27 protein-coding genes are annotated in these 25,720 nt (G+C 75.0%); 13 read left to right on the top strand and 14 right to left on the bottom strand.

Annotated features, from left to right (window positions below):
* The first annotated feature begins 359 nt into the window (after positions 1 to 359).
* The gene (locus tag ACWDRR_RS09075; RefSeq protein WP_449771515.1) at positions 360 to 611 is read left to right on the top strand and encodes a hypothetical protein; all 252 of its coding nucleotides are present in this window, start codon (positions 360 to 362) and stop codon (positions 609 to 611) included.
* 76 nt (positions 612 to 687) lie between these two features.
* On the opposite strand, the gene ACWDRR_RS09070 is transcribed toward ACWDRR_RS09075, so the two are convergent.
* The 3 genes from ACWDRR_RS09070 to ACWDRR_RS09060 form a co-directional block, all read right to left on the bottom strand.
* The gene (locus ACWDRR_RS09070) at positions 688 to 2,283 is read right to left on the bottom strand and encodes a sigma-70 family RNA polymerase sigma factor (RefSeq protein WP_449771514.1); all 1,596 of its coding nucleotides are present in this window, start codon (positions 2,281 to 2,283) and stop codon (positions 688 to 690) included.
* Positions 2,284 to 2,404: 121 nt separating this feature from the next.
* Positions 2,405 to 3,391, bottom strand: coding sequence for a CAP domain-containing protein (locus ACWDRR_RS09065; RefSeq protein WP_449771513.1), 987 nt, complete (start codon positions 3,389 to 3,391; stop codon positions 2,405 to 2,407).
* A gap of 118 nt (positions 3,392 to 3,509) precedes the next feature.
* Entirely contained in the window at positions 3,510 to 3,995 is a 486-nt protein-coding gene (locus ACWDRR_RS09060) for an N-acetyltransferase family protein (protein ID WP_449771512.1), read from the bottom strand.
* A gap of 304 nt (positions 3,996 to 4,299) precedes the next feature.
* Between ACWDRR_RS09060 and ACWDRR_RS09055 the strand changes: the two genes are divergently transcribed.
* The 6 genes from ACWDRR_RS09055 to ACWDRR_RS09030 all read left to right on the top strand — a co-directional run bounded on the left by ACWDRR_RS09055 (position 4,300) and on the right by ACWDRR_RS09030 (position 9,897).
* On the top strand, positions 4,300 to 5,523 hold the full coding sequence (locus ACWDRR_RS09055; protein WP_449771511.1) for a GNAT family N-acetyltransferase: 1,224 nt from the start codon (positions 4,300 to 4,302) through the stop codon (positions 5,521 to 5,523).
* Positions 5,524 to 5,707: 184 nt separating this feature from the next.
* Positions 5,708 to 7,267: an ATP-dependent DNA ligase gene (locus ACWDRR_RS09050; RefSeq protein WP_449771510.1), complete on the top strand. Its 1,560-nt coding sequence runs from the start codon at positions 5,708 to 5,710 to the stop codon at positions 7,265 to 7,267.
* A gap of 181 nt (positions 7,268 to 7,448) precedes the next feature.
* The gene (locus tag ACWDRR_RS09045) at positions 7,449 to 7,688 is read left to right on the top strand and encodes a ferredoxin (protein WP_449771509.1); all 240 of its coding nucleotides are present in this window, start codon (positions 7,449 to 7,451) and stop codon (positions 7,686 to 7,688) included.
* 96 nt (positions 7,689 to 7,784) lie between these two features.
* Complete coding sequence (locus ACWDRR_RS09040; protein ID WP_449771508.1) at positions 7,785 to 9,008, top strand: cytochrome P450; 1,224 nt, start codon at positions 7,785 to 7,787, stop codon at positions 9,006 to 9,008.
* A gap of 264 nt (positions 9,009 to 9,272) precedes the next feature.
* Complete coding sequence (locus tag ACWDRR_RS09035; protein ID WP_449771507.1) at positions 9,273 to 9,434, top strand: hypothetical protein; 162 nt, start codon at positions 9,273 to 9,275, stop codon at positions 9,432 to 9,434.
* Between the two features lie 154 nt (positions 9,435 to 9,588).
* Positions 9,589 to 9,897 (top strand): hypothetical protein, encoded by a 309-nt coding sequence (locus tag ACWDRR_RS09030; protein ID WP_449771680.1) that lies wholly within the window; start codon positions 9,589 to 9,591, stop codon positions 9,895 to 9,897.
* A 167-nt stretch (positions 9,898 to 10,064) separates the two neighbouring features.
* Here the strand turns inward: ACWDRR_RS09030 and ACWDRR_RS09025 are convergent, their stop codons facing one another.
* The 4 genes from ACWDRR_RS09025 to ACWDRR_RS09010 form a co-directional block, all read right to left on the bottom strand.
* Positions 10,065 to 10,946: a hypothetical protein gene (locus tag ACWDRR_RS09025; RefSeq protein ID WP_449771506.1), complete on the bottom strand. Its 882-nt coding sequence runs from the start codon at positions 10,944 to 10,946 to the stop codon at positions 10,065 to 10,067.
* A 36-nt stretch (positions 10,947 to 10,982) separates the two neighbouring features.
* The gene (locus ACWDRR_RS09020; protein WP_449771505.1) at positions 10,983 to 11,267 is read right to left on the bottom strand and encodes a DUF427 domain-containing protein; all 285 of its coding nucleotides are present in this window, start codon (positions 11,265 to 11,267) and stop codon (positions 10,983 to 10,985) included.
* 106 nt (positions 11,268 to 11,373) lie between these two features.
* Positions 11,374 to 11,610: a DUF6296 family protein gene (locus ACWDRR_RS09015; protein WP_387894354.1), complete on the bottom strand. Its 237-nt coding sequence runs from the start codon at positions 11,608 to 11,610 to the stop codon at positions 11,374 to 11,376.
* 103 nt (positions 11,611 to 11,713) lie between these two features.
* The gene (locus ACWDRR_RS09010; protein WP_449771504.1) at positions 11,714 to 11,950 is read right to left on the bottom strand and encodes a DUF2277 domain-containing protein; all 237 of its coding nucleotides are present in this window, start codon (positions 11,948 to 11,950) and stop codon (positions 11,714 to 11,716) included.
* A gap of 296 nt (positions 11,951 to 12,246) precedes the next feature.
* Between ACWDRR_RS09010 and ACWDRR_RS09005 the strand changes: the two genes are divergently transcribed.
* Positions 12,247 to 13,518: an MFS transporter gene (locus tag ACWDRR_RS09005; protein WP_449771503.1), complete on the top strand. Its 1,272-nt coding sequence runs from the start codon at positions 12,247 to 12,249 to the stop codon at positions 13,516 to 13,518.
* A 50-nt stretch (positions 13,519 to 13,568) separates the two neighbouring features.
* On the opposite strand, the gene ACWDRR_RS09000 is transcribed toward ACWDRR_RS09005, so the two are convergent.
* Positions 13,569 to 14,531, bottom strand: a complete 963-nt coding sequence (locus ACWDRR_RS09000; protein ID WP_449771502.1) for a hypothetical protein — start codon at positions 14,529 to 14,531, stop codon at positions 13,569 to 13,571.
* A 274-nt stretch (positions 14,532 to 14,805) separates the two neighbouring features.
* Between ACWDRR_RS09000 and ACWDRR_RS08995 the strand changes: the two genes are divergently transcribed.
* Positions 14,806 to 15,213, top strand: a complete 408-nt coding sequence (locus tag ACWDRR_RS08995) for a hypothetical protein (protein ID WP_360643474.1) — start codon at positions 14,806 to 14,808, stop codon at positions 15,211 to 15,213.
* Positions 15,214 to 15,331: 118 nt separating this feature from the next.
* Here ACWDRR_RS08995 and ACWDRR_RS08990 read toward each other — a convergent pair whose 3' ends face one another.
* The 3 genes from ACWDRR_RS08990 to ACWDRR_RS08980 form a co-directional block, all read right to left on the bottom strand.
* A complete protein-coding gene (locus ACWDRR_RS08990; RefSeq protein WP_449771501.1) occupies positions 15,332 to 15,892 on the bottom strand; it encodes a gamma carbonic anhydrase family protein in 561 nt (186 codons plus the stop codon).
* 109 nt (positions 15,893 to 16,001) lie between these two features.
* Positions 16,002 to 17,399 (bottom strand): serine hydrolase domain-containing protein, encoded by a 1,398-nt coding sequence (locus ACWDRR_RS08985; protein ID WP_449771500.1) that lies wholly within the window; start codon positions 17,397 to 17,399, stop codon positions 16,002 to 16,004.
* Between the two features lie 236 nt (positions 17,400 to 17,635).
* Positions 17,636 to 18,202 carry a DJ-1/PfpI family protein gene (locus ACWDRR_RS08980; protein ID WP_449771499.1) on the bottom strand — a complete coding sequence of 189 codons (567 nt, stop codon included), beginning with the start codon at positions 18,200 to 18,202 and terminating at the stop codon, positions 17,636 to 17,638.
* Between the two features lie 257 nt (positions 18,203 to 18,459).
* On the opposite strand from ACWDRR_RS08980, the gene ACWDRR_RS08975 reads away from it, so the two are divergent.
* Positions 18,460 to 19,008 carry an RBBP9/YdeN family alpha/beta hydrolase gene (locus ACWDRR_RS08975; RefSeq protein WP_449771498.1) on the top strand — a complete coding sequence of 183 codons (549 nt, stop codon included), beginning with the start codon at positions 18,460 to 18,462 and terminating at the stop codon, positions 19,006 to 19,008.
* A 105-nt stretch (positions 19,009 to 19,113) separates the two neighbouring features.
* Positions 19,114 to 19,467 (top strand): VOC family protein, encoded by a 354-nt coding sequence (locus ACWDRR_RS08970; RefSeq protein WP_449771497.1) that lies wholly within the window; start codon positions 19,114 to 19,116, stop codon positions 19,465 to 19,467.
* 92 nt (positions 19,468 to 19,559) lie between these two features.
* Here ACWDRR_RS08970 and ACWDRR_RS08965 read toward each other — a convergent pair whose 3' ends face one another.
* Positions 19,560 to 19,856, bottom strand: a complete 297-nt coding sequence (locus tag ACWDRR_RS08965; protein ID WP_449771496.1) for a hypothetical protein — start codon at positions 19,854 to 19,856, stop codon at positions 19,560 to 19,562.
* Between the two features lie 170 nt (positions 19,857 to 20,026).
* On the opposite strand from ACWDRR_RS08965, the gene ACWDRR_RS08960 reads away from it, so the two are divergent.
* Both ACWDRR_RS08960 and ACWDRR_RS08955 read left to right on the top strand, forming a co-directional pair.
* Complete coding sequence (locus ACWDRR_RS08960) at positions 20,027 to 20,296, top strand: hypothetical protein (protein ID WP_449771495.1); 270 nt, start codon at positions 20,027 to 20,029, stop codon at positions 20,294 to 20,296.
* A gap of 321 nt (positions 20,297 to 20,617) precedes the next feature.
* Positions 20,618 to 21,886, top strand: a complete 1,269-nt coding sequence (locus ACWDRR_RS08955; protein WP_449771494.1) for a glycerophosphodiester phosphodiesterase — start codon at positions 20,618 to 20,620, stop codon at positions 21,884 to 21,886.
* Positions 21,887 to 21,959: 73 nt separating this feature from the next.
* Here ACWDRR_RS08955 and ACWDRR_RS08950 read toward each other — a convergent pair whose 3' ends face one another.
* Positions 21,960 to 24,341 (bottom strand): transglycosylase domain-containing protein, encoded by a 2,382-nt coding sequence (locus ACWDRR_RS08950; protein WP_449771493.1) that lies wholly within the window; start codon positions 24,339 to 24,341, stop codon positions 21,960 to 21,962.
* 207 nt (positions 24,342 to 24,548) lie between these two features.
* Complete coding sequence (locus ACWDRR_RS08945; protein ID WP_449771679.1) at positions 24,549 to 25,646, bottom strand: hypothetical protein; 1,098 nt, start codon at positions 25,644 to 25,646, stop codon at positions 24,549 to 24,551.
* Between the last annotated feature and the right edge of the window lie 74 nt (positions 25,647 to 25,720).

The raw sequence follows: 25,720 nt of genomic DNA, 5'->3' as shown, positions 1-25,720 counted from the left end.
ACATGCTCGGCAGAATCAGATTCTCTTATGGTTTGCCAGCTTTGCCGGATTTGCCTCCCCACCCCTCCCCATCCAAACGCCCTCCTATGCCCACCGCCACCGAAAAGGTGTCCGTATCCGAGGTGGGATCGGGTGCACCGGGCCCATCGGGAGACCCGCGCGAGACCTGAGGTGTCATCAGGACGCTTCGAGCGACGGACGGTTCGGCCGTCGGCGGGCTCTCCCCCGGTGTCGGGCACCGCCGTGCACCGGGGCCCGACAAAGGCGCGGGAGGGGGTCGGCCGGGGCCCGCAGGACGAGGAGGGGTGAAGCCGCCGGCCCACCCGTAACCCGGGTGGCGCAGCGTCGTTGGGCGGGGCATGAAGAAGCGCAGCATGCTCGCCGTCGCCTCGCTCGCCGTGGGTGTCGTGGCCTCCCTCACCGCTCCCAGCGCGCACGCCGGCACGATCGGCGGGCAGGGGGACCTGGCCGGCCCGCTCCAGCAGGGCGGCACGCTGAACGCGGCGCCGGATGCCGTCCAGGGGCAGGTCGGCGACGCCGGCGGGGTGGTCGGGGAGGCGACGGGCCATGTGACCGGCCAGGCGGACGGCCTGATCGGGCTGCCCTCCTGACACCGGTCGGCCACAGCTGCGCCCCGGCGGCCGGAACCGCCGGCGCGGCCGGGGCGGCCTTGGCGGCCTTCGGCGGTCAGCCGAGCGGGGCCCCGAGGTCCTGGGTCCAGTAGAGGCCCGCGGGACCGGTGGCCACGCCGATGCCGACGTCCTTGAAGCCGCAGTCCAGCATGTTCGACTGGTGGATCCCGCCGTCCATCCAGCGCGAGACCACGGTGCCCGGTGCGCTCGGCCCCCGGTCGAGGTTCTCGCCCCACTGTGACCAGCGGTAGCCGGCCGCCGACAGCCGGGCGTCCGCGCGGGCGCCGTCCGGGTTGACGTGGTCGAAGAAGGCGCGGGCCACCATGTCGTCGGTGTGCTTCTGTGCAGCCGCGTGCAGCTTGGGGTCGATCCGCAGCGGGGCGCAGCCGACCTTGGCGCGTTCGCCGTTGACGAGGTCCACCAGCTGGCGCTCCAGGCTGGGTGGCGTGGCCGGGCGTGCGGTGGCCGGTGCGGGCGGCGGGGTCACGGCCACCGGCGACTCGGTCGGGGTCGGCGTCGGCGCGGCTGTCACCGGCGGGGCGGCCGGGGTCTCGCCGGCGGGGGTCTCCGGTACGGACTGCACGGGTATCGCGGGCGCGGGCAGGGTGTCGGGCGCCGCGGTCGGGGTGGTCGGTTCGGGCGCGGCCTGCTCGGGCTGCGCGTGGTGCGGCCAGACCAGGGCGAGGGTCGCCACGGCCAGCACCGCCGCCGTACCGCCCGCGACGGCGGTCCGGCGCCGGATCGGGCCGAACCGGCTCCCGGAACCACCGGGCGCCCCGGGGCTTCCGGCACCGCCGGCGCCGCCCGCCGGCCCGCCGGCCGGGCCCGTGCCGGGGGTGGCCGCGGCGGCCGCGGCCTGGAGCTGCAGCCCGGTGGGCGAGTCCAGCGGGATCGGCACCAGCGCCAGACCGGCCAGCAGGCCCTCGGCGGGGAAGAGGTCGCGGCCGAGCCCGTCGCAGCCGGCGCAGCCCCGGATGTGCCGGGCGATGCGCTTGCGCCAGACCGAGTCCGGGGTGCCGTCCCAGCCCGCGGTCAGCTCGCCCAGTTCCGGGCAGCGCGGGTAGGCGGTGAGCGCCCGGACCACCACCCGGCCCGCCTCCAGCTGCTTCTTCATCCGCTGGACCCGGACCGCCGTGTGCTGCGGCGTCAGGTCGAGGGCCTCGGCGAGTTCGGCCCGGGTGAGCTCGCCGCAGGCCTCCAGCCACCAGAGCGCGAGCAGCTCCCGGTCGTCCGGGTCCAGCCAGCGGGTGGCCTCGGCGACCTCGCGGCGCTGGCCGGACAGGCCGAGCCGCAGGATGGTGAGGTCGGTGAAGTCGGCCCGCGGGTCGGCGAGCTCCCAGGCCTCGTCGAGGCCGCCGACGGCGCTCTGCTGCTGGCCGGTGAAGCGCCGCCGGACCTGGTTCATGGTGATCGCGACCAGCCAGGAGCGGAAGGACTCCGGGTCGCGCAGCCCGTCCAGGCCGTCCAGCGCACGGATCATGGTCTCCTGGGCGACGTCGTCGACGTCGGCATGGCCGTTCAGCGCACGGCCGGCGACGTTGTAGACCAGCGGCAGCCAGGTGGCGACCAGCGCCTCCTGGGCCTGCCGGTCGCCCGCCTGAGCCGCCAGCACCAGGGTCGTCCCGGTCCTGCTCTGCACGTCAACGTTCATGGTCCGCACTCCGTCTTGCCGTCATCCGTCCGCCGTTGCCTCCTCGGAGACCTCGGGGAAGTGCTCAGATAACAACAATTTGCGCGGATTCGGAAACGGGAGTTCGACCGGGGGCCGGCGATCAGGACGGGGAGGCGAAGACCTGGGTCCACCAGGGGCCGCCGGAGCCGGTCTTCACACCGACGCCGATCTCCTTGAAGGAGCAGTTCAGGATGTTGGCACGGTGGCCGGGGCTGTTCATCCAGGCGTCCATCACGGCGGCCGGGTCCTTCTGGCCGCGGGCGATGTTCTCGCCCCAGCTGCTCCAGCGGTAACCGGTGGCCTCGATCCGGTGGTCGGCGTGCTGGCCCTCGGGGCTGGCGTGGTCGAAGTAGTTGCGGGCGGCCATGTCCTCGCTGTGGCCCTGGGCGGCGGTGGCCAGCCGGGTGTCGGCGGTGAGCGGTCCGCAGCCGTGCTGGGCGCGCTGGGCGTTGACCAGGTCCACGACCTGCTGGGCGTACTGGGCCGCGGTGCCGCCGGCGGCGGTACCGCTCGCCGGGGCCGCGGTGGTCCGGCCCGGGGTGGTGGCGGCGCCGGTCGAGGCCTTCGGGGAGGCGCTCGCGGTGGCACCGGAGGTCGGCTTGGCGGTCGTCGCGCTCGCCGGGGCCGGGCCGGACGCGGTCGCGGCGGAGGCGCCGGTCGAGGGGCTCTGGCCCGCCGAGGCCGAGGCGGTGGGCGCCGGGGCGGCGGAGCCGGCGTGGGCCGGATCGCCGGCGGAGGGGCTGTCGGCGGGCGCGGGCGCCGGCCCCGGGTCGACGCCGCCGGCACCGGGGATCTGGATCCCGTTGTGGTCCCCGGCCTCCGCCGCGATCTGCGGGTCGAGGGCCACCGTCCGCTGCCCGTCCCGGTCGCCGTAGACGACGTACCCGGCCCCGCCGAGCGCGGCGAGGACCCCGGTGCCCGCCACCGCGGCGGCCACGGCCAGCACCGGGCCGATGCCCCCTCGGCGGCGGCCACGACGGCCGCGGCCCCGGTGCCGGTCGGCCGCACGCCGCGCCGCGCGCCCGCCGCCGGAGGTACCGGAGCCCCCGGCGGCGGGGAGGATGGTCGTCCTGTCTTCGCTGTTCACCTGGGCACACTTCCTGTTCGGGTCGGCCGGTCCGGGTGCCGACACCTGGGAGACCTCCCGGCGGCGCGCCGATAACAGAAAGTACGAACGAATTTCCGATCCTCCTCCCGGGGGCCGCTCAGCCGGCGGCGTCCGGAGCCATGTCGTAGGTCACGAACATCGTCCGGGTGGCGACCTGGTCGTACTTGCTGCGGGCCCGGTGATTGTCGTCGGCGGTGATCCACCGGACGGCGTTCCAGCCGCGCTCGGCGGCGATCACCCTCAGCCGGGCCAGCAGCGCGTCCACCGCCCCGCCGCCGCGCACGGCCGGGCTGACGAACAGGTCGTCCAGGAAGCCGGCGACCGCGCCGTGCAGCGGCCGGACGAACGGGCGGTAGTGCGCCAGGCCGACCGGCGTCCCGTCGGCGTCGCGGACCAGCAGGCCCTCCAGCTCGTGCGCCGGGTCGGTGAGCCAGGACCAGACCAGGTCGGCCTTCGCGTCCGGGATCGGCACCCGGTAGAAGTCGCAGTACCCCCGGAACAGCTCGCGCCAGGCGGCGAACTCGGTGCTCTCGGGCGCTCCGACGCTCCAGCGGGCGTCGGTGGCGGCGGTCTCGGGTGTCATCTCGGCCTCCGGGGTCGGGTGGGGTGCGCGGCCGGCACGGCGCGCACCGCACCGGCTGTCGCGCCAGCATGACGGCCCGTCGGGCCCCGGCGGATGGACGGTCCGGCCAAGAACGCCGGCCGCTCCACTACGCGGCGGCGCAGTCCCGCGCCCGGGTGCCGACGCGCTCGCGCAGCCACCTGCCGCCGGTCCGCCCACCCGGTTCCCGGGGCCTAATTCGTTTGACCACGGGCCGTGGCGACGCTGCACTGTGGCGGGCGCCGCGCGGCGTGGCGCCGGCACTCCAGGGGAGGCAGCGGCAGCGATGGACATCCGTCCCACCACCGACCAGGACCTCGACGTCTTCGTCGACACGCTCCACACCGCGTTCGGGCGCTTCCCGGAAACCCTGGCCGAGGGCGGCGGAGGGGTCTGGTGGTCGGCACTGGAGATGGACCGCGGCCTGCTCGCCGTGTCGGCGGACGGGCGGCCCGTCGGCACCGCCGCCGCGTACTCCTTCGAACTCACCCTGCCCGGTGGGGTGCTGGCCCCGGCCGCCGGGGTGACCGGCGTCGGCGTCCTGCCCTCGCACCGACGCCGGGGCGTGCTCACCGCGATGATGCGGCGTCAACTCGCCGACCTGCGGACCCGGGGGGAGTTCCTCTCCGTCCTGACCGCCTCCGAGGCCCTGATCTACCGCAGGTTCGGCTACGGACCGGCGACGTACACGCGCCGGCTCACGGTGCCGCGTCACCAGGCCGCGCTCGCCCTCCCCCGGGCGCGCGGCGCGGCCGACGCCCCGGCGACCGGCTCGGTCGAGGTGCTGCGGCGTGCCGAGTGCGGCGCGCTCCTGGAGGAGGTCTACGACCGGTACCGCCGCACACAGCCCGGCGCGCTGTCCCGGCCGCACCGCTGGTGGGCCTCGGGCGCGGGACAGCCCCCGGTCGCTCCGGCGCCGCGCCACATCGCCGTCCACCGTGACGCGGACGGCGTCCCGGACGGGTACGCCAGCTACGCGCGCGTCGAGCCCGACGTCCTGACGGTCGACGAGACCGTCGCCGCCGACGACGCCGTCTTCACGGCGCTGGCCCGGTTCGTGCTCGGCCACGACCTGATCGGCCGGGTGGTGTTCAAGCACGTCCCGCCCGAGCACCCGCTGCGCTGGCAGCTCGCGGACTTCCGCGCCGGCGAGGTGAGCCATGACACCGACTGGCTCTGGCTGCGGCTGCTGGACGTCCCGCGCGCGCTCGCCGCGCGCGGCTGGTGCACGGACGGCGAGCTGGTCCTCGACGTCGACGACCCGTTCCTCGGCGAGCACGGCCGCCACCTGCTGACCGTCCGGGACGGCCGGGCCGACTGCGTCCCGACCGACCGGGAGCCCGACCTGTCCCTGGACGTGAGCGACCTGGGCTCGGTCTACCTCGGCGGCACCGCTCCGAGCACGCTGGTCCGGGCCGGACACGTCCGGGCCCACCGCCCGGGCGCGGCCGCCCTCGCCGACGCCCTCTTCCGCGCCGAGCGCCCCGCGCACTGCCTGCACTGGTTCTGACCGCGCGCACAGCAGCCGAGGGCGCCCTGCCCGCCGTCGCGCGGACCCGGGCCCCGGCCCTCCGGCCGTCCACCGGGGCGTGTCCTGCGGTCCCGGGCGGGCCGCGTCGCCGATGCTGGAGCCTCCCCCGAGCCTTCGGCCGCCGGCCCTTCCGGGCTCGTCCGAGCCCATCCGAGGAGCCCCCATGCTGCTCCGGCACCTGGCCCTGACCTCCCGCGCCGTGGCGGGCGAGCCCGGCCGCCGGGCCAAGACCACGCTGCTGGCGGACTGTCTGCGCGAGCTCGGCCCGGCCGAGGCCCCGGCCGCGGTGGCGCTGCTCTCCGGCGAGTCCCACCGGCTGCGGACCGGCATCGGGCCGGCCGCCCTGCGCGACCTGCCGCCCGCCGCCGCCGAACCGTCGTGGGGCGTGCGGGACGCCGAGCGGGCCCTGGAGGCCATCGCCGAGGTGCACGGCCCGGGGGCCCGGGCCGAGCGGCAGCGGCTGCTGGCCGAGCTGTTCGGGCGGGCCACCGACGTCGAGCAGGCGTTCCTGCGGGCGGTGCTGGTCGGCGAGCTGCGCCAGGGCGCGCTGGACGCGGTGGTGGCCGACGCGGTCGCCGCGGCCGCCGCCGTCCCGCCGGCGGCGGTGCGGCGGGCGCTGATGTTCCGGGGCTCGGCCCGCGCGGTCGCCGAGGCCGCGCTGACCGGCGGCGTGCCCGCCCTGGCGGCCTTCCGCCTGGAGGTCGGCCGCCCCGTCCGGCCGATGCTGGCCGCCTCGGCGCCGGACGTCGCCTCGGCACTCGACCGGATCGGCCCGGCCGCGCTGGAGTGGAAGCTGGACGGCATCCGGATCCAGGTGCACCGGGACGGCCGCGACGTGGCGGTGTTCACCCGGAGCCTGGACGACATCACCGCCCGGGTGCCCGAGGTGGTCGAGGCGGCACTGGCCCTGCCGGTCCGGTCGGCGGTGCTGGACGGCGAGGCGATCGCGCTCGGCCCCGACGGCCGCCCCCGCCCGTTCCAGGAGACCGCCGCGCGGACCGCCTCCCGGCAGGACCCGACCCGGCTGCGCGCCGAAGTACCGCTCAACGCCTACTTCTTCGACCTGCTGCACCGCGACGGCACGGACCTGGTGGACCGGCCGGGCCGGGAGCGCTGGGCCGCCCTGGACGAGTCGGCGCCGGCCGCGCTGCGGGTGGCGCGCACCGGGACGGAGGACCGCGCGGAGGCGCTGGCCTTCTTCCGGGACACCCTGGCGCTGGGGCACGAGGGCGTGCTGGCCAAGGATCCCGCGGCCGGCTACGCGGCCGGCCGGCGCGGGGCCGGGTGGATCAAGGTCAAGCCGCGGCACACCCTGGACCTCGTGGTGCTGGCCGCCGAGTGGGGCAGCGGCCGGCGGCGCGGCTTCCTCAGCAACCTCCATCTCGGCGCCCGGGCGGCGGGCGAACCCGGCCTCGGGCCCTGGGTGATGCTGGGCAAGACCTTCAAGGGCCTGACCGACGAGACACTCGCCCGGCAGACCGCGGAACTCCTCGCCCGCGAGGTCGAACGCGACGCGTACACCGTGCGGGTACGGCCGGAACTCGTCGTGGAGATCGCCTTCGACGGTGTCCAGCGAAGCCCCCGCTATCCCGCCGGGCTGGCCCTCCGGTTCGCCCGGGTGGTCCGCTACCGGCCCGACAAGAGCGCGGACGAGGCGGACACCGTGGCCGCCGTCCGGGAGATCGCCGCGGCGGAGGGCCTCGGAACGACCCCTCAGGAGTGATGACGGTCGGTCAAACTCCTTTTGCCATAGCTTTGTTCGGGTTCCGAGTGGAATCGGCCATTCTGTGCGAGTGTCGCGACACACCCTTCGTGTGCGACAGAGCGAGGGCTAGGTTGACAAGGACGGCGGGGGGCGACCGGCCCGGGCGATCCGGTGCCACACCACTGAGAGGTGTCCGTACATGCAGGTGAGCATCGACCAGGACCGTTGCTGCAGCTCCGGCCAGTGCGTCGGCACGGCGCCGGACGTCTTCGAACAGGACGACCACGACGGGCTGGTGAGGCTCCGCGTGGCCGTCCTGCCGCCGGTGCGGTACGCCGATGTGCGGCTGGCCTCCGAACTCTGCCCGGGCGGCGCGATCACCGTCGCCGAGGACGCCTCGGACAGAGCCGGGGAGCAGACGGGCCCCACGACCGTCTAGGGCCTGTCCGGCCCCAGGGCTCGCGCCCACCCGGCCCGCGCCGCCGGCCCACCCCCCGTAGCCGCCTGCCGCTCCGCCACGCGAGGAGACCCCACCTTGACCAGCACGCCCACCGCCCCCGCCCCCGCCCCGCTGCTGCCCGCCCCGCACGACGGCCGCTGCCCGTTCAACCCGCCGCCCGCCTACACCGAGGCCGCCCGCGAGGGCTCCGTCACCCGCGCCGAGCTGCTGGACGGCTCCTCCTGCTGGCTGGTGACCGGCTACCCCGAAGTCCGCTCGGTGCTCTCCGACCGCCGCTTCAGCGCCGACATCCGGCACCCCGAGTTCCCGTCCTTCTCCCCCGGACGACGGGCGATCGCCGCCGCGAACCCCAACTTCCTGCGCCTCGACGACCCCGAGCACTCCCGGCTGCGCCGCATGGTCACCGGGGACTTCCTGGTCAAGCGGGTCGAGGCGATGCGCCCGGAGGTCCAGCAGATCGTCGACGAGGCCCTCGACCGGATGACCGCGGCCGGCGGCCCCGCCGACCTGGTCAGCGGCTTCGCCCTGCCGGTGCCCTCCCTGGTGATCTGCCTGCTGCTCGGCGTCCCGTACGAGGACCGGCAGATGTTCCAGGAGCTCAGCCGCCTCCTGATCAACACCACGTCGTCGCAGAGCGAGGTGCAACGGGCCCAGACCGAGCTGCTCGACTACCTCGGCGGCCTCGCCGCGCAGAAGCGGCGCCGCCCCGGCGCCGACGACATCCTCGGCCGGCTCGCCGCCCGCGACGACCTCAGCCTCCGGGAGATCGCCGCGACCGGCATGCTGCTGCTGGTCGCCGGCCACGAGACCACCGCCAACATGATCGCGCTCTCCACCCTCCTGCTGCTGCGCCACCCCGAGCAGGCCGCGCGGCTGGCCGACCCGGCGGCCGTCCCCGGCGCGGTCGAGGAACTGCTGCGCCACCTCACCATCGTCCACATGGGTCTGCCGCGGCTGGCGGTGGAGGACGTCGAGCTGGGCGGCGTCCGGATCCGGGCCGGCGACGGGGTGATCGCGATGCTCTCCACCGCCAACCGGGACGAGGAGCTGTTCGCCGCGCCCGGCCACCTCCCCGCCGACGAGCTGGACCTGGACCGGGACGCTCGGCGCCACCTCGCGTTCGGCTTCGGCGTGCACCAGTGCCTGGGCCAGCCGCTGGCCCGGGCGGAACTGCAGATCGCCCTGGCCACGCTCTTCCGGCGGCTGCCCGGGCTGCGGCTCGCGGCGCCGGACAGCGAGCCGGCCTTCCGCACCGACGCGTTCATCTACGGCCTGGAGGCGCTGCCGGTCGCCTGGTGAGACCGGCCGCCGGAGCGGATCCACGCCCCCGCGCAGGCATGGCACCGGCAAGGCCGGGCAGGAGTGGTGACGCAGGCACCGTCGGGCACCACCCGCCCGGTCCGCCGCGGCGCGCAAGGCCCCTCGGGTTCGGTTGGCCCCGGGGCGGGCACCGAGGCAGGCTGGAAGGGCGAGACAGGAGCCCGGTCCGACGGCCGCCCCGCGCCACGGCTCGCCGTGGCGCCCTCGGACGACCCCGGGCCGGCCGAGGAGACGGAGCCCGCGATGACCGATATGAGCGCACGGTCCGAGGTGAGCGTCGATCGGGAGGAGGACGTCCGCGCGGCCGACCCCGAGGAGGGCATCACCTCCATGCAGAACCAGCACGCGCAGGACACCTCGCAGGCGGAGGGTGAGCCTCTGGAGGAGCCCGGGGCGCACAGCTGACCGTCCGCGACGAACGGATACCCACGAGGCCGCCCGCTGCCCGGGCGGCCTCCGCGACCGCAGGTGTCGCTGCCCGGTCGGCGGCGGCCCGGCGGGGAAGGATGGGCGCATGAGCGAGCAGCAGAGCGCAGCAGCGGCGCAGGGCGGACGAGCGATGGACAGACCCGGGGACCCCCGGGCGTCCTGGGCCACCTGGACCACCCAGTCGATCATCAGCGGACCGGGCGGAGTCACCACCGCCGAGGTCGGCCCGATCTCCGGCGATCTCACCGTGCACACCACCTGGGTGGACGGCGAGGCCCGGCTGACCGTGCAGTACACCGGGGCACTGGACTGGTACACCGTGGCTGGCAGCCCGGTGCCGGCGGCGGACGAGATCACGGCGCGGGCGATCCACCAGGCGATGGTCAACACCGTGAAGACCGGACGCGGGGCCGGCGCCCCGCAGGCGCCCGGCATCTGAGCCCTGCACCTCGGGGTTCCGCTCCCGGACACGCGGGGCCGACCGCCCGGATCCACCGGGCGGTCGGCCTTGTGCGTCCGGGAGCCGGGCGCGCACCCGGCCGGTCAGGGCCGGGTACGGGCGCGCCCGGCGATCGCCGGGTGCCCGGGACCGCTCCCCGGGACCGCTCAGCGGCCCGCCTCCCCCGGCAGGGGCGGGGCCGCGGCGGACCAGTACGCGGCGTCCGCCGCGCGACGGCGCCGGAGGTCCTCCCGGACCTCACGGGCGAGCTTGCGGGTGTCGCGCCGGTTGACGGTGGCGCCGATGCCCGCACCGACCAGCAGCGGGATCAGCGACGGCAGGCGGCGCAGCGTACTGCGGGTGAGCCGCTTGCGGACCTGCTGGCGGACCTCGGCGCCGAGCGCCATCGCGGCGAACCCGGCCGGCTTCACCAGCAGCGTCGCGTCGATGCCCCGCCGGTTGGCCCACGCGGCGACGTAGGCGGAGGCCCGCTGGGTGGTCGTGCCCTGCGCGGCGAGGCCGTACACCTCGTGCAGTTCGGCGATCAGCTTGATCTCGACGGCGGCCACGGCGAGGGTCTCGGCGGCGATCTCCACCGCCATCGCCGGCGGCACGGGCAGCATCGCCGCGGCGCCGACCCCCGCGCCGAGCGCTCCGGAGGCCCGGCTGGCCCCGGTGACCAGCAGGTCGGCCAGCCGCTCGGCGTCGGCCGCGTCGGGGTGCTGGGCGCGCAGGGTGGCCAGGTCCCGTACCGGGATGCGCGGCGCCGCGTGCATCAACTGGTCGGCGAGGGCCCGGCCCCCGTACGCGGCCCCCTTCGCGGCGGCCTTCCCCCCGCTGCCGAGCCGCCGGGAGACGGACCCGAGCAGGGCGGTGGCCCGGCTCCGGCCGCGCTCCGTCCGGTACTCGACGACCTGCCGGACCGGCCCGCCCTCGACGGCGGGGGCGGGCCGCTCCAGCTCCTCGACGAGTTCGGCCAGTTCCTCGGCGACCTGCTCGGGGGCGGGGTCCGGCTGTCCGGAGCGCCCCGGCTTCCTGAAGATTGCCATGCCCTGCGGGTACCCGGTGGGCCGCGGTGGTACGCGCTATTCGGTGATCTCGACCCCGCGCCAGAAGGCCACCCGGCCGCGGACGTGCTCCGCCTCCGGCTTCGGGTCGCGGTAGTACCAGGCCGCGTCGGGGTTGCGCTGCCCGCCGACGTCCAGCGTGTAGTACTCGGCGGTGCCCTTCCAGCCGCAGACGGTGGTGGTGTCGGACGGGAGGAGGTACTCCGCGCGGACGGATTCGGCCGGGAAGTAGTGGTTGCCCTCGACGACGGTGGTGTCATCGCTCTGCGCGACGACCGTGCCCTGCCAGCTCGCTGTGGTCATGCGCCGATCCTGCCCGACGAGCTGCCGGGACAACCACCCGGCCGGGGAGCCGCCGTCGGCGGAGCGGCGGGCGGCGGCCGAGGGCGGGCGGCGGAGGCCCGGGGTGCTACGGCAGCGGTTCGGCGTGCACCGGGAAGTGCGGGGACTGGTGGCCCCCGCTGGCGAGCATCCGGACCTCGCCCGAGTCGCTGATCTCGGCCCGGACGATGCCGCTGGCGTCCTCGTAGACGGGGTGGCCGCCGGGACCGGTCGCGCTGGTGCGGGAGACCACGACGACGTCCTGCGGGGCCTGGGTGCCGGGGGTTCCCGGGAAGGTCAGTGCGTAGCGGTTCGCGGGGTTCATCGCCGATCTCCTCGTCCCACCTGGTCCCAGCCGTGCCTGTTGTCCATGCTGTCCCTGCTGGTCTGCGCCGGACCGGACCGGCCGGCGACTGCCCGTCACCGGATCAGGCGGCGGGCTCGGTCGCCCGGGCGGGCGCGCCGCGGACCTCCAGCTCGTCGAGCAATCGGGCGGTGGCCTCGGTGACGGCCTCCACGGCGCGGTCGAAGGCCTCCCGGTTGTGCGCCGCCGGGGCGCGGAACCCCGACACCTTCCGCACGTACTGGAGGGCGGCCGCGTGGAAGTCCTCGTCGGAGGCGTCGGGCGTCACGGGCGGTCTCAGCGTCTTGATACTGCGGCACATGACCCCAGTCTCGCGCGCGGGAGCGCCGCTGGCGACCCCCATGTGTTACCGGCCCGCCATGGGCAGCACCCGGTGGTGTCATCCGATCGGATTAGGATTTCGCACGAACGAATTGCCCTCGGCCCTCGCCCCGTCCCGCTCCCGCACCGGTCCTCCCACCGGTTTCCGCCCGCTCTCCCCCGCACGCCCTCCCCGTCTTCCCCGTGTCACCGCCCTCCCCGTCTTCACCGGCCCGATGACCGTGCCGGCCCCCTTCCTGCCCGGCTCCCGCCCGGGCGTCACCCCGGAGTCCCCCCTTGCCACTCGCGCTGGTCGCCCTGGCCGTCACCGCGTTCGCCATCGGCACCACCGAATTCGCCGCCATGGGGCTGCTTCCCCAGGTGGCCGAGAACCTCGACGTCTCCATCCCGCAGGCGGGATGGCTGATCTCCGCCTACGCCATCGGCGTGGTGATCGGCGCCCCGCTGCTCACCGCCCTCGCGGCCGGACGGCCCCGCAAGGCGGTGCTGGTCGCGCTGGCAGGCCTGTTCGCGACCGGCAACCTGCTCTGCGCGATCGCGCCCGACTTCTGGTCGCTGGCCGCGGCCCGGGTGATCACCGGACTGCCGCACGGGGCGTTCTTCGGCGCCGGAGCGGTGGCGGCCGCCGAGCTGGTGGCCCCGCACCGGCGGGCCCGCGCGGTCGCCGTGATGTTCTCCGGCCTGACCGTCGCCAACATCGTCGGGGTGCCGGCCGCGACCCTGCTCGGCCAGCACCTCGGCTGGCGCGCCACCATGCTGGTGGTGGTCGCGATCGGCGCCCTGGGCACCGTCGCCATCGCCCGGCTGGTGCCCCAGCTGCCCTCCCCCGCGCAGTCCGGACTCCGGCACGAGGTGAGCGCGTTCCGCAGCGGGCAGCTCTGGCTGGCCCTGGCCACGGTGGTGTTCGGCTGCGGCGGCTTCTTCGCCTGCTACAGCTACATCACCCCGCTGCTCACCGAGGTCGCCGGCTACGCGACCGGATCGGTGACGCTGGTGCTGGCGCTCTTCGGCGTCGGCATGACGATCGGCAACGTGCTGGGCGGCTTCGCCGCCGACCGCGCGCTGCGCCCGACCGTCTGCGCCGCCTTCCTGCTGCTCGCCGCCACCCTGGCGCTCTTCGGGGTGACCGCCCGCACCGAGTGGTCGGCCGCCGTGACGGTGGTGCTGATCGGGCTGTTCGGCTTCGCGATCGTCCCGGCCGTGCAGACCCTGGTGCTGCAGAAGGCGCGCAACGCCCCGACCCTGGCCTCGGCGACGGTGCAGGGCGCGTTCAACCTGGCCAACGCCCAGGGCGCCTACTTCGGCGGCCTGGCCCTGGACGCCGGGCTCGGCTGGACGTCGCCGACGCTGGTCGGCGCGGGGCTGGCCGCCTCGGGCGCGGTGATCGCGGTGATCGCCTGGGCCGCCGACCGGCGACGGCCGGCTCCGGTCGGCCCCGGCTCGGTGCCCGCACCCGCGTCCGGGTCCGGGTCCGGGTCCGACGGGGACCGGCCCGTGCCCGCCGGGGGCACGCCGGCGCCGGGCACCGAGGTCTGCGCCCACGGCTGACCGGGCGGTGCCCCCTCGTCACCGCCGCCGACCGCGTTCGCCCCGGCGGGTCAGCGGGGAGCGGGCCCGGCAGCGGTGACGAAGGCGGTCCCGCCGGCCTCCCCCGAGGCGCCCTCGGCGGACCGGACGGCGGAGACGCCGCGGAACTCGTCCACGGCGACGTGGTGCGTGCCGGCGCGCGGATAGGTGACCCGGATCGAGTCGGCGGTGGTCAGCGCGGAGGCACCGAGGGCGGTCAGCATGAGCACCCGGTGCCGCAGCGAGTCCGTGACGTCCTCGATGATCTGGAAGCGGTCGCCCCGGGTGTCGGTGACCGTGACCGCCCCCGGACAGGTACTGGTGAGCATGATCGTGACGACCAGGGCGTCGCCCTGGGCGACCGGGGCGAGCACGGGCAGGACGGCCTCGGTACTGGCGTCCGCCTGCTGGTCGGAAGCGGTCCGGGAGATCCAGGACGGGGCGTCGGCACCGGCGTGGCCCGTCGCCGGCTGTGCGCTCGGGGCCGGGCGGGCGGCGTCGTCCTCGGCCGGGCAGCCGAGCGCCTCGGCGGAGTGGGCGGCCGGAGCGTGGACGGTCAGCAGGCCGAGCGTGGCGCCGATGCCGAGCGCCACACCGACCAGCAGGGTCAGCGCGTACGTCCGGAGCCGGCTGCGGCCCCGGACCGGCGCGGGCAGGGGCTCGACCGGCCGGGGAGCCGGAACGGGGGAAGGCGCCGGGACCGGCACGGGGGCCGGGGGCTCGGTGCCGGCCGCGGCGTTCCACCGGCGGTGCCACTCGGCCTCGTCACCGCCGCAGGCCCGGACGAAGGCCCTGGTCGTGGGCCAGGACGGCAGGCGCGAGCCGGAGGCCGCCTCGTACAGCGTGGTGTGGGAGATGGACCCGGCCGTCCTCGCCATGATGCGGAACGAGGGCTGGCCCGCCTCCAGCCGCAGCCTGCGCAGGTCCGTGGCGAGGTGCTCGGCCGCGGTCGGCGCCTGCGACACTCCCTCGGGTTTCGACTTCTGCTCCGCCACGGTGCCCCCCGTTGTCAGATGTCAGATCCTTCGGCGACCGGTGTCGCTTGTCGCGTACGGATCATAGCGGCGCGTGACCGGGGAGGTACGTGATCGGACGAATCCCGGGCCGGGGGCGGGTGTTCGCCCTGGAAGGGGGCCGGTGTCAGCTGTTGTCAGTTTCCGTCAGACGCTGTCGAACAGCCCCGCCGGTCGGGTCAGCTGGCTTCACCGCCCCGGACGGCGGGGCGGCGTGGAGCTCGATCGGACACCCGGTCGGACAAGGAGAATCGCGATGGGCAAGGGCATCCTCGGCAAGCTCGGGCGGCGTGGGGCGGCGGCGGCAGCCGTGCTGGCACTGGCGGCGGGCGGGGTCGGCCTGTCGACGGGCAGCGCGTCCGCCGTCGGGTGGTACTACCTCAACAACCACCCGACCAACCACGGGGTCGGCGTCTACTCGCAGCCGTACTCGTGGGCGAGCAAGACCACCGGCGACCTGAACTCGTTCTCGTGGTCCGGGGACGCGGTCGACATGCGGTGCTGGATCCGGGGCGAGAACATCAACAACCAGGGCAACGTCTGGTACCGGGTGCAGGCCGTGTACTCCGGCAGCTACGGCTACTGGTACGGGACGGCCTACGTGTACGGGGCCTACACGGACGGCAACTGGAACTTCCACGTCCCGACCGTCCCCGAGTGCTGACGGCCCGCTGATCCGGTGCGCCCCGCCCCTGGGCCTGAACCCAGGGGCGGGGCGCACCCGTTCGGCGCTCCGGCGGTCCCGGCCTGCCCGTCCCCGGGCGCCGCGGACCACGGGCCGATCACCGGTCGGACGGGCTCCCCGCCGTCGGGAGCCCCACCGGCTCGATCTCCCGGTGGCCGTCGGCCAGCAGCCGGTAGCCCTCGCCGTTGAAGGTGATCCCGGCCCGCTCCTCCTCGGTCAGCTCGCGCCGGACCTTGGCCGGGACCCCGGCGACCAGGGAGGCCGGCGGCACCCGCATGCCCTGCGGTACGACGGCGCCGGCCGCGACCAGCGAACCGGTCCCGATCCGGGCCCCGTTCAGCACCGTGGAGTTCATCCCGACCAGGACGTCGTCCTCGATCACGCACCCGTGCAGGACGGCGTTGTGGCCGACCGAGACCCGCTCGCCGATCACCAGCGGGAAGCCCGGGTCCGCGTGGAGGGTGCAGTTGTCCTGGATGTTGCTGCCCGCACCGACCGTGATCGACTCGGCATCGCCCCGGATCACCGCGCCGTACCAGACGCTCGCTCCGGCGCCGACCGTGACCGCCCCCACCACGACCGCGTTGGGCGCGACGAAGGCCGTCGGGTCGACGTCGGGCACCCGGCCCCCGACTGCGGCGATCAGCGGCTCTGCCATGTCTCGTCCTCCTGACGACACTCACCCATCATGTGCCGGTCATGATGGCACCCCCCGCTGCCGCGGCCCCCGGGTGCCCCCCGGCGAGAAGGGTCAGGGTCGACCGGCCCTAGCGGACCGGACCGGTGGCCGCGAAGGCACCGGCCGCCGGGGGCACCGCCGCCGGTCCGGCACCGGCCGGCGGCGCGGCGACGGCCGGCGGCGCGGCGACGGCCGGCGGGCGGGTGTCGCAGAGGCCGGCGGCGACCAGGCTCTCGTAGGCCGCGTTGGTCGCCGGCAGGTCGGACAGGTCGTACGGGTTCAGCGAGGCCGCGAACTGGCGCTGCCCGTCCGACCTGCCGTACATCAGGGTGTTGTAGCCCGGGATCCCGCCACCGTGGCCCCAGTACTCGCCGCAGGCCGTCGGCGTCCGCTGGAGGCCGAGGCCGTACTCCATGGACCCGCTCTGCGGGGAGGTCCGCTTCATCTCGGCCAGTTGGGCCGGGGCGAGCAGCCGGCCGCCGAGCAGGGCGGAGACGAAGCGGGTGAGGTCGGCCGTGGTGGAGATGCCGGCCCCCGCCGCCCCGGCCATGCTCGGGTCGAGCAGGGTGACGTCCGCCGGGCCGGTGGCGAGCTTGTAGTAGGCGTGGGCGTGCGGGCCCGGGACGAAGGGCGAGTTGATCGGCATCGAGGTACCGGTCAGGCCGAGCGGGCGGATGATCCGGCGCTGCACCTCGTCGGCCCAGCTGCGGCCGGTGATCCGCTCGATCAGCATCCCGACCACGACGTAGTTGGTGTTGGAGTAGTGCCAGCCCTGCCCGGGGGCGAAGTACGGCGGGTACTTGGTGGCGATGTCCACGAGGTCCTGCGGTGCGTACGAGTGCCAGCGGCCGGTGTCGAGCCACCGCTGCAGGGTGTCGGAGTTCTCCTCGAAGGAGAACGACGGGTCCTCCGTGTAGTTGAACAGGCCGCTGGTGTGGTTCAGCAGCTGGCGGACGGTGATCTGTCCGCCGTTCGGCACCACGCCCGGCAGGCGGCTCTCCACCGGGTCGTCCAGGCCGATCCGGTGCTCGGCGACGAGTTGGAGGACCACCGTCGCGACGAAGGTCTTGGTGACGCTGCCGATCCGGAACCGGCCGTCGGCGGAGGCCGGGGCCCCGGTGGCGAGGTCGGCGGTACCGGCCGCGCCCTTCCACACGGTGCGCCCGCGCTCGCCGACCAGCCCCAGCGTGGCCGAGGCGCCGCCCTTGGTCACCAGGCCGCGCACGGCCGCGTCCAGCGCCGACCGGTCGACCCGCCCGGTGGTGCCCCCGGCGGCCGTGGCGTCGCCGGCCGCCGACAGCGTGGTCGCGGGCTCCGTGCCCCGGGCGCCCGCGACCGGGGCCAGGGCACCCACCAGTCCCGCGCCGGCCAGCGCGACCGCCACCGCCCTCACGGCCAGGCCGCGCCCCCGCCGGCCCGTCCCCCGCCGGCCCTCCGGGCCCGTCCGCTCCGCCCGGCCCGCCTGGTCCCTCGTCGTTCCCGTCATGCCGTCGCCCCTCCCGCGATCGAACGGGCGGACAGCCGCGACGGCCGCCCCGGTCCCGTCACCTGACACCCTGACAGGACGTTCCGGGGCGGGCGTCACCCCCAGGTCCGGACCCGCTCCACCCCTGGTGCGACCTCCCCCCGGCGTGTCGCTCCGCCTGGAGGTCGAACAGGACCCCGACGGTTCCCGGGGTGCGCCTCCGACCGGAGTCGGAGACGCACCCCGCGGCGGCGGGCTCAGGCCAGCGGCGCCTTGACCCGCAGGACCTCGATGAACGCGCGGATCCACGCCGGGTGGTCGGGCCACGCCCGCGCCGAGACGACCACTCCGTCGACGACCGCCTCGCCGTCGACGTACTCGGCACCCGCGGCGGCCACATCGGGCTCCAGCGCCGGGTAGGCGGCGCTGCGGCGGCCGGTGAGCACCCCGGCGGCGGCGGTGATCAGCGGTCCGTGGCAGATCTGCGCCACCGGCTTGTCGGCCTCGAAGAAGTGCTGGACGATCCGCTTCACGTCGGCGTTGTTCCGCAGGTACTCGGGGGCGCGGCCGCCGGGGATGACCAGCGCGACGTACCGGGCCGGATCGACGTCCGCGAGGGCGAGGTCGGCGGGCCAGGTGTAGCCGGGCTTCTCGGTGTAGGTGTCGTAGCCGTCGACGAAGTCGTGGACCACGAACTGGAGCTTCTTCTTCGTCGGCGCCGCGATGTCGACCTCGTAGCCCTCCTCCAGCAGCCGCTGGTAGGGGTAGAACACCTCCAGCGACTCCGCGGCATCACCGGTGACGAGCAGGACCTTCGATGTCATCGCCGACATCCCTCCACATGATCGACCGTCAGACATGGTGCGGGCCCTGGCCGGTGGCGACCGGCGCGGGCCGGGAACAACCTCCCGCACCGCGCTGCGCCGACGCAACAGGGCGCACCGGTCGCACACCCGGCGTGTGACCGTCGGCACGCGCCGGGCAGAGCCGGTGCACGCCGGTTCCGGGGCCCACGCGCCCCCTCCGACCCGGCGCCTAGACTCCCTGGTGCCCAGGCCAGCCCCCGAAGGGAGTCCGCACGATGCCGGACCGCACCACCTACCTCGTCCTGCCCGGCTACCAGAGCTCGGGGCCCGCGCACTGGCAGACCCGGTGGGAGGAGGCCGACCCGGCGGCGTTCGTCCGGGTCCGGCAGGAGGACTGGGAGTACCCGGACCCGGACTCCTGGGTGGCCGTCCTCGACGCCGCGATCGCCGCGGCGGCGGCCGACGGGCCGGTGGTCCTGGTGGCCCACAGCCTCGGCTGCGTCGCGGTGGCCCGCTGGGCGGCCTCGGCCCCCGCCGGACGGACCGCCGCCGTCCGGGGCGCGCTGCTGGTCGCCCCCGCCGACATCGACAACGCCGACGTCCCCGCGCTCGTGGGCTTCCGCCCGGTGGCCCGGGAACGCCTCCCCTTCCCGTCCCTGGTGGTCTCCAGCACCGACGACCCCTGGATCACCGCGGAGCGCGCCCGCGGCTTCGCCGAGGCGTGGGGTGCCCGGTACGTGGAACCGGGCGCCCACGGGCACCTCAACGCCGACTCCGGGCTCGGCGACTGGCCCGAGGGGCGCGAGCTGCTCGCGGAGCTCTGACCGGACGGCGGGGCCGCGCCGCGTTCCCCCGCGATCGGGACCGGGGCGGAGCGGGCACTGGTGTGGTGCCCGCCCGCCCGATCGCCGGGCTGGCAGGATGGCGGCATGGAACGTGTGCTTGGAATCGGTGGGTACTTCATGCGGGCCGACGACCCGGCGGCCCTGAGCGCCTGGTACCGCGACTGCCTGGGCCTGGACGCCGACGACAACGGCCTCTGGCACCCGGGAGCCGGGCCGACGGTGTTCGCGACGTTCGAGTCCGGGACCGACTACTTCGGGTCCCGCGCCCAGCAGACCATGCTCAACTTCCGGGTCCGCGATCTGGAGGCGATGCTCGCGCAGCTGCGCGCCAAGGGGGCGGACGTGGCCGAGGAGACGCAGGACATGGCGGGTGTCGGCCGATTCGGCTGGGTCACCGACCCCGAGGGCCATCGGATCGAGCTGTGGCAGCCCGCCTGACCACGTCCCGGCGGTAGGCGCCCGGCGTACCGGGGACGCTTCGGCGGGCCTCTCACGCCGCCGGGGGCTCGCGACCGGCCCGGGCGGTGTCGTCAGCCCAGCCCGACGGCGTGGGCGACGAGGGTGAGCAGGGCCGCGTTCCCGGCCGCGCCGAGCGCCGTGGCGGAGAGGAAGCGGACCGCGGTGGCGTCGCGGACCGGGCCGAGGGCGATCGCGAGGAAGTAGCCCGGCATCGTCCAGAGCGCCACCGTCCACTGCCGGAGGGCGCCGGCCGGGCCGGCCCCGGCCCGCGGTTCCCGGGCGGCAGCGAGGGCGAGCAGCAGGTAGAGCGCGAGGTACCCAACGGCGGGCCAGAGCACGGCGGGGACGCCGAGGGCGGTGTGCGGCATGCTCCCATCCTCCGCCGGGCGGCCCGGCGGACGCATGAGTACCGGTACTCAGTCCGCCCCCGCCCGGGCGCGCGGCGGCCGGCTCCCCCCATGGTTCTGGGATAGGCCCGTGATCACTCGGCGGAGCAGAATCGGGGCACACCGAAATCCCTTGGAAGGACGAGAAGTTGATGAAGCGTCTGTCCCGACCGCTCGCCGTCGCGTTCCTCGCCGCCGCCGCCCTGGCCGGCGGGGCCGGGGCCGCCCAGGCCACCACGGTCGACCTCTCGGCCCACGGGCCGCTGGTGGTCGACCAGCCCGCCTACGAGCAGCTGAACGCCAAGAGGTGCGACGTCGAGTACACCGTGGCCTACTACAGCTACCGTACGCAGGGCTACCCGGAGCTGGAGTCGATGCTGCACGCGGAGAAGAGCTACGCACTCTGCCAGGCGGCGGGCTGACCCGGCCGCCGGGCCGCGGGCCCGGACCCCGAGCCGCCCAGAACGCACCCCCGGGGCGCTCGGCGCAGCAGGCCCGCCTCCCGGGACCGGCCGTGGCAGCCGTCCACGACCGACCCCGGGAGGTGCGGGGGCGCACCACCCGGCACCACCCGGCACCGACGGCGGCCGCGGGTACGGGCGCACGGACGCGGGTACCGGCGCACGGGCGCGGCGGAACTTCTCCCGCAGTTCGCCCGAACGCCACCCGGCCGGCCGCCACTGCTCCTAGTCTGCGGGCGACGACCACCATCGCCCCGACACCAGTGCGAGCTAGGAGCACCCATGACGAACCGTCCGCTCGACGGCAGCAGCCCGGCAGAGCCCGCGGAGGGCACGGCCTCCTCGCGCCGCCGGTTCCTGCGCGCGACCGGTGCCGCCGGCCTGGGCGCGGCCGCGTTCGCCGCCACCGGCGGCGAGGCGTTCGCGGCCCCGGCCGACGACCAGCCGGACGCCGCCGAGGAGCGCGGGGCCGCCGCGGCCCCGGCCGGCACCCGCTCCCCGGTCCGCACCGGGACCGGCCTGGACCGGCTGCCGCACCCGCTGGTCATCGGCCACCGCGGCGCGCCCGGCTACCGCCCCGAGGAGACCCTCGGCTCCTACGAGCTGGCCCTGGAGCTCGGCGCGGACGTCATCGAGCCGGACCTCGTCCCCACCAAGGACGGCCACCTGGTGATCCGGCACGAGAACAACATCGTGGAGACCACCGACGTCGCCGACCACCCCGAGTTCGCGGGCCGGAAGACCACCAAGACCATCGACGGCGTGGCCCAGACCGGCTGGTTCACCGAGGACTTCACGCTCGCCGAGCTGCGCACCCTGCGCGCCAAGGAGCGCCTGCCGCAGCAGCGCCAGCGCAACACCCTGTACGACGGCCGCTGGCCGGTGCTCACCTTCCGCGAGCTGGCCGACTTCGCGAAGAAGCGCGGCCGCGAGCTGGGCCGCGAGGTCTGGCTCTACCCGGAGACCAAGCACCCGAGCTACTTCCGCTCGATCGGCCTGCCGTTGGAGGAGCGGCTCGCCGACGAGCTGCGCCGCACCGGCCTGGCCGGCAGGCGCGGGCGGGCGATCCTGCAGTCCTTCGAGCCGAGCAGCCTGCAGCGGCTGGCCAAGCTGGTCGACAACCCGCGGATCCAGCTGCTCGGCGGCGCGACCACCCAGCCGTACGACTTCGTGCTGGCCGGGGACCGGCGCACGGTGGCGGACCTGGTCACCCCGGCGGGGCTGCGCTGGATCGCCTCCTTCGCCCACGGCATCGGCCCGACCACCCAGCTGATCGCCCCGGTGGACGCCGGCGGCAAGCTCCAGCCGCCGACCACGCTGGTGCGCGACGCGCACGCCGCCAACCTGCTGCTGCACCCGTACACGGTGCGCAACGAGAACGCCTTCCTGCCGGTGGACTACCGCCGCGGCACCGACCCGAACGCCTACGGCGACGCCATCGGGTGGGCGCGCTACCTCTACGAGCTGGGCGTGGACGGCTTCTTCACCGACCAGACCGACACCAGCGTGCTGGCCCGGCAGGACTTCTGGGCCGCCAAGGGCGTCAACTGACCGCTCGCGGCCGGTGACCCGACCGTGCCCCGGACCGTAGGGCGGTCCGGGGCACGGTCGTCGTCCGGTCCGGTCAGCCGTCGTCCTGCGGGCCGTCCGTGCGGTCGCCGCCGCCCTGCTCGGCCGGCTGGGACTGCTCGACCGGCCGGTTCGGCCGGTCGGCCTGGGTCGGCTGGGTCGAGCGCGGCCGGCCTGGGTCCGCCGTCCGGCCGCCGGACCCCGCACCGGGTCCTGCGCCGGGTACGGCGGGAACGGTCGGGGCCGTGCCGGTCGGGGCGGTTCCGGAGCCGCTCGGGCTCCCGCTCGGGTTCGGGTCGCGCTTGGGCGGGTCCGGGATGTAGACGGTGTTGAAGGTGTCCTCCGGCACGCCCTTCAGCGCCTGGTTCATCGCCAGCTGCCAGATCGGGCCCGGACCGGTGGCTCCGAAGATCTCCGGGTAGTACTTGCCGCCGATCCTGATGTTCTTCATCGGCACGCCCTTGGCCGGGCCGCCGAGCCAGACCGAGGCGGCCAGGTCGGCCGTGTAGCCGCTGAACCAGGCCGACTTCTTCTCGTCGGTGGTCCCGGTCTTGCCCGCGATCTGCCGGTCGCCGTCCAGGCCGAGCTCGCGCGCGGTGCCCTTCTCGGTCACCCCGAGCAGCACGGTGTTGATGACGTCGGCGGTGTCCTCGGACATCACCCGCTCGCACTTCGCGGGGACGACCGGGACGTCCTTGCCGTCCACCGTGGTGATCCGGTTGATCGCGAGCGGCGCGCAGTAGGTGCCCTCGGCGGCGAAGGTCGCGTAGACGTTGGCCATCACCAGCGGGCTCACCTCCTGGGTGCCGAGGCCCAGGGCCGGCAGTTCCTGGAGCGGGTCGCCGCTGGCCTTGGTCGCGACGCCCAGCTTGTTGGCCATCTGCTTGACCGTGCAGAGGCCGATCTCCTGCTCCATCTGGACGAAGTAGGTGTTGACCGAGAGCGCCATCGCCTGCTTCAGGTCGTACGGTCCGGCCTCCTTCTCCGACTCGTTGGGGATCGAGCCGCCCTTCTTGCCCTTCTCGAGGTTCTTCCAGGTGCCGTCGCAGGTCTTCATCGTCGGCCAGTCCATCCGGTTCGGCGACGGGTAGATCTGGGTGGCCGGCAGGCCCGCCTCCAGGGCCGCGGCGGCCACGATCGGCTTGAAGTTGGAGCCCGGCTGGAAGCCGTTGCCGCCGCCCATCGCCGCGTCGACGTTGTAGTTGACGACGGTCTGGTTCTTGTTCGGGTCCAGGCCGTAGGGGCGGGTCTGGGCCATCGCCAGGATCTTGCCGCTGCCCGGCTCGACCATCGTGATCGCCGCCGAGACCGGGTCGGTCACGTACACCCTCTTGGTGACGGCGTTCTGGGCGGCGGCCTGCTTGTCCGGGTCGAGCGTGGTGTAGATGTTCAGACCGCCCTGGTCCCACAGCTTCTTGCGCTCGGCGGCGCTCTTGCCGAACACCGGGTCCTGCTTGACCACGTGCCGCACGTAGTCGCAGAAGAAGCCCATCCCGGCGTTGGCGGTGATGCAACCGTTCTGCGGGTCCTTGTACTTCAGGCCCAGCGGCGTCGCCTTGGCCTCCCGCGCCTGCGCGGCGGTGAGGTGCTTGTTCTCCACCATCTTGTCGATGACGGTGTCGCGGCGCTTCTGGGCGGCGACGGGGTGCAGCTTGGGGTCGTACTGGGACGGGTTCTGCACCAGGCCCGCGAGCGTCGTGGCCTCGGGGACCGTCAGGTCCTTGGCGTCCTTGCTGAAGTAGCGCTGGGAGGCGGCCTGGATGCCGTACGCCTGGTGGCCGTAGAAGGTGATGTTCAGGTAGTTGGTGAGGATCTGGTCCTTGGTCAGGTCCTCCTCCAGCTTGATGGCGTACTTGAGTTCCTGGATCTTGCGGCCGAGCGTCTTGCGCTGGGCCTCCAGGACGGCGGCCTGGTCGTCGCCGGCCTTCTCGACGTTGACGTTCTTCACGTACTGCTGGGTCAGCGTCGAGGCGCCCTGGACCGTGGTGCCGCTCTCGGCGTTCTTGGTGGCGGCCCGGAGCACACCCTTGAGGTCGACGGCGCCGTGTTCGTAGAAGCGCGCGTCCTCGATGTCCACCTGGGCCTGGCGTATCAGCGGCGACATCTGGTCGGCGGCTATGACGGTGCGGTCGCGCTCGTAGACCTTGGCGATCAACCCGCCCTTGGCGTCGAAGATCTGCGAGGCCTGGCTGAGCGGCGGGGTCTTGAAGTCGTCCGGGATGCTGTCGAAACTGTCCGCCGTGCTCTTGGCGGTCAGCCCGAGCGCGCCGGCCGCCGGCAGGGCCACGCCCGCCAGCAGGACTCCGGCCAGCGTGCTGTAGCCGAGGAACTTCACCGCATGGCCCGCGAGGGCGAGCGGATCCTCGCGGCGCCGGGAACGCGGGACCCAGGTGTCGCCCGGGTCGGGGGAGGAGATACGGCGGCTCTTCCGTGACATAGGCGGAACACTACGTCCACGAAAACCCTGCACGGGGCGGGTGTTGGCCAAGCTTTGTCACAAATCGGCGACAGATTCACCTCATCGGACCCGGGCGGACACCCGCTCCCCGCGGGGGCCCGGCCGCCGACGGGCCGTTCGTTCACGCCCGTTCGGCCCGTTCGGCCCGTCCGGCCCGTCCGGCCTCCCCCGGGGCGGACGCGCCCGTCAGCCCGAGCGGCGCTTCTTCCGCAGGCCGAACACGGCGCCCACGACGGCGAGCAGGAACAGCACGCCCAGCGCGCGGTCCGACGGCCCCCCGGACGAGGGCGGCGAGGACGACGAGCCGGCCGACCCGCCCGGAGCCGCGGCCCCGGACGGCGGCGCGGCGGCACTTGAGGACGGTGCCTGGGAGGGCAGCGGCTTGACGGTGTCCGGGAGTTGGCGGCCGTCGAGCGGCGACCGCCAGACCGGGCTGTTCCTGCCCTCGCTGCCGTAGAGCAGCGCCCGGCCGTCCGCCGTGAAGGTGACCGATTCGCCCTGGCCCTGGAAGGGCGTGGAGAGCGGGCCGATCTCGGTGGGCGCGCCGTCCTGCCAGCGGTACAGGGTGGCGCCGAAGTAGCCGCGCAGGACGAGCCGGGTGCCGTCCGGCGAGAACGCGCCGTCGGTCACCCAGGACACGTCGCCGATCCGGCGGAAGGTGTTCACGCCGGCCGTGGAGAGCTTCTCCGGCCCCTGGTAGAGGCCGCCGCCGCCCTGCTTCTTGCTGGCGATGTAGGCCCGGCCGGTGACCGGGTGGACCATCAGCGCCTCGGCGTCGCGCGGGCCGTCCTCGTAGCGCACCCGGTAGCGCACCACGTCCACGGTCTGGTCGCGCAGTTCGGCGGGCTCGGCGAAGGCGTAGATCCAGACCTCGGGCCACTTGCCGCCGAGGTTGTCGCCGATGTCCCCGACGTAGACCCGGCCGTCCGGGCCGATCGAGATCGCCTCCACGTCGCGCGGTTCGATGCCGCGCAGGGTGACGGTGGCGACGGTGCGGCCCTGCGAGTCGACCGCGTAGACGTACGGGCCGTCGTCGCTGTCGTTGTGCGTCCAGTAGACGCCGGGGTGGGCCGGGCTCGCGGCGAGGCCGCTGGACTCGGTGATGCGCGGGTCGGAGATGGTGAACGCCTGCCCGGCGCCGCCGTCGGCCGCGCGGGCGGCCGGGGCCCCGACCGCGACGGTCCCGAGGGCGGCGGCGGTCGCACAGGTGGCCGCGAGCAGCGCCGCCGAGGCGCGGGCCGCCCCACGGCCGCGCCGTCGCCGCGTCTTCGTTCGCATCCTCAGCACCCGGCGATCCTCCCACGACAGCCGGTGCGAGCGCCGGTCCGGCCGCCGGACCTCCTTTTCGTCATCTTGAC

The organism is Kitasatospora sp. NPDC003701 (genome assembly GCF_053587085.1).
Note: the sequence above shows the minus strand (reverse complement) of the source record. Positions and strands in the feature narration are given on the sequence as shown.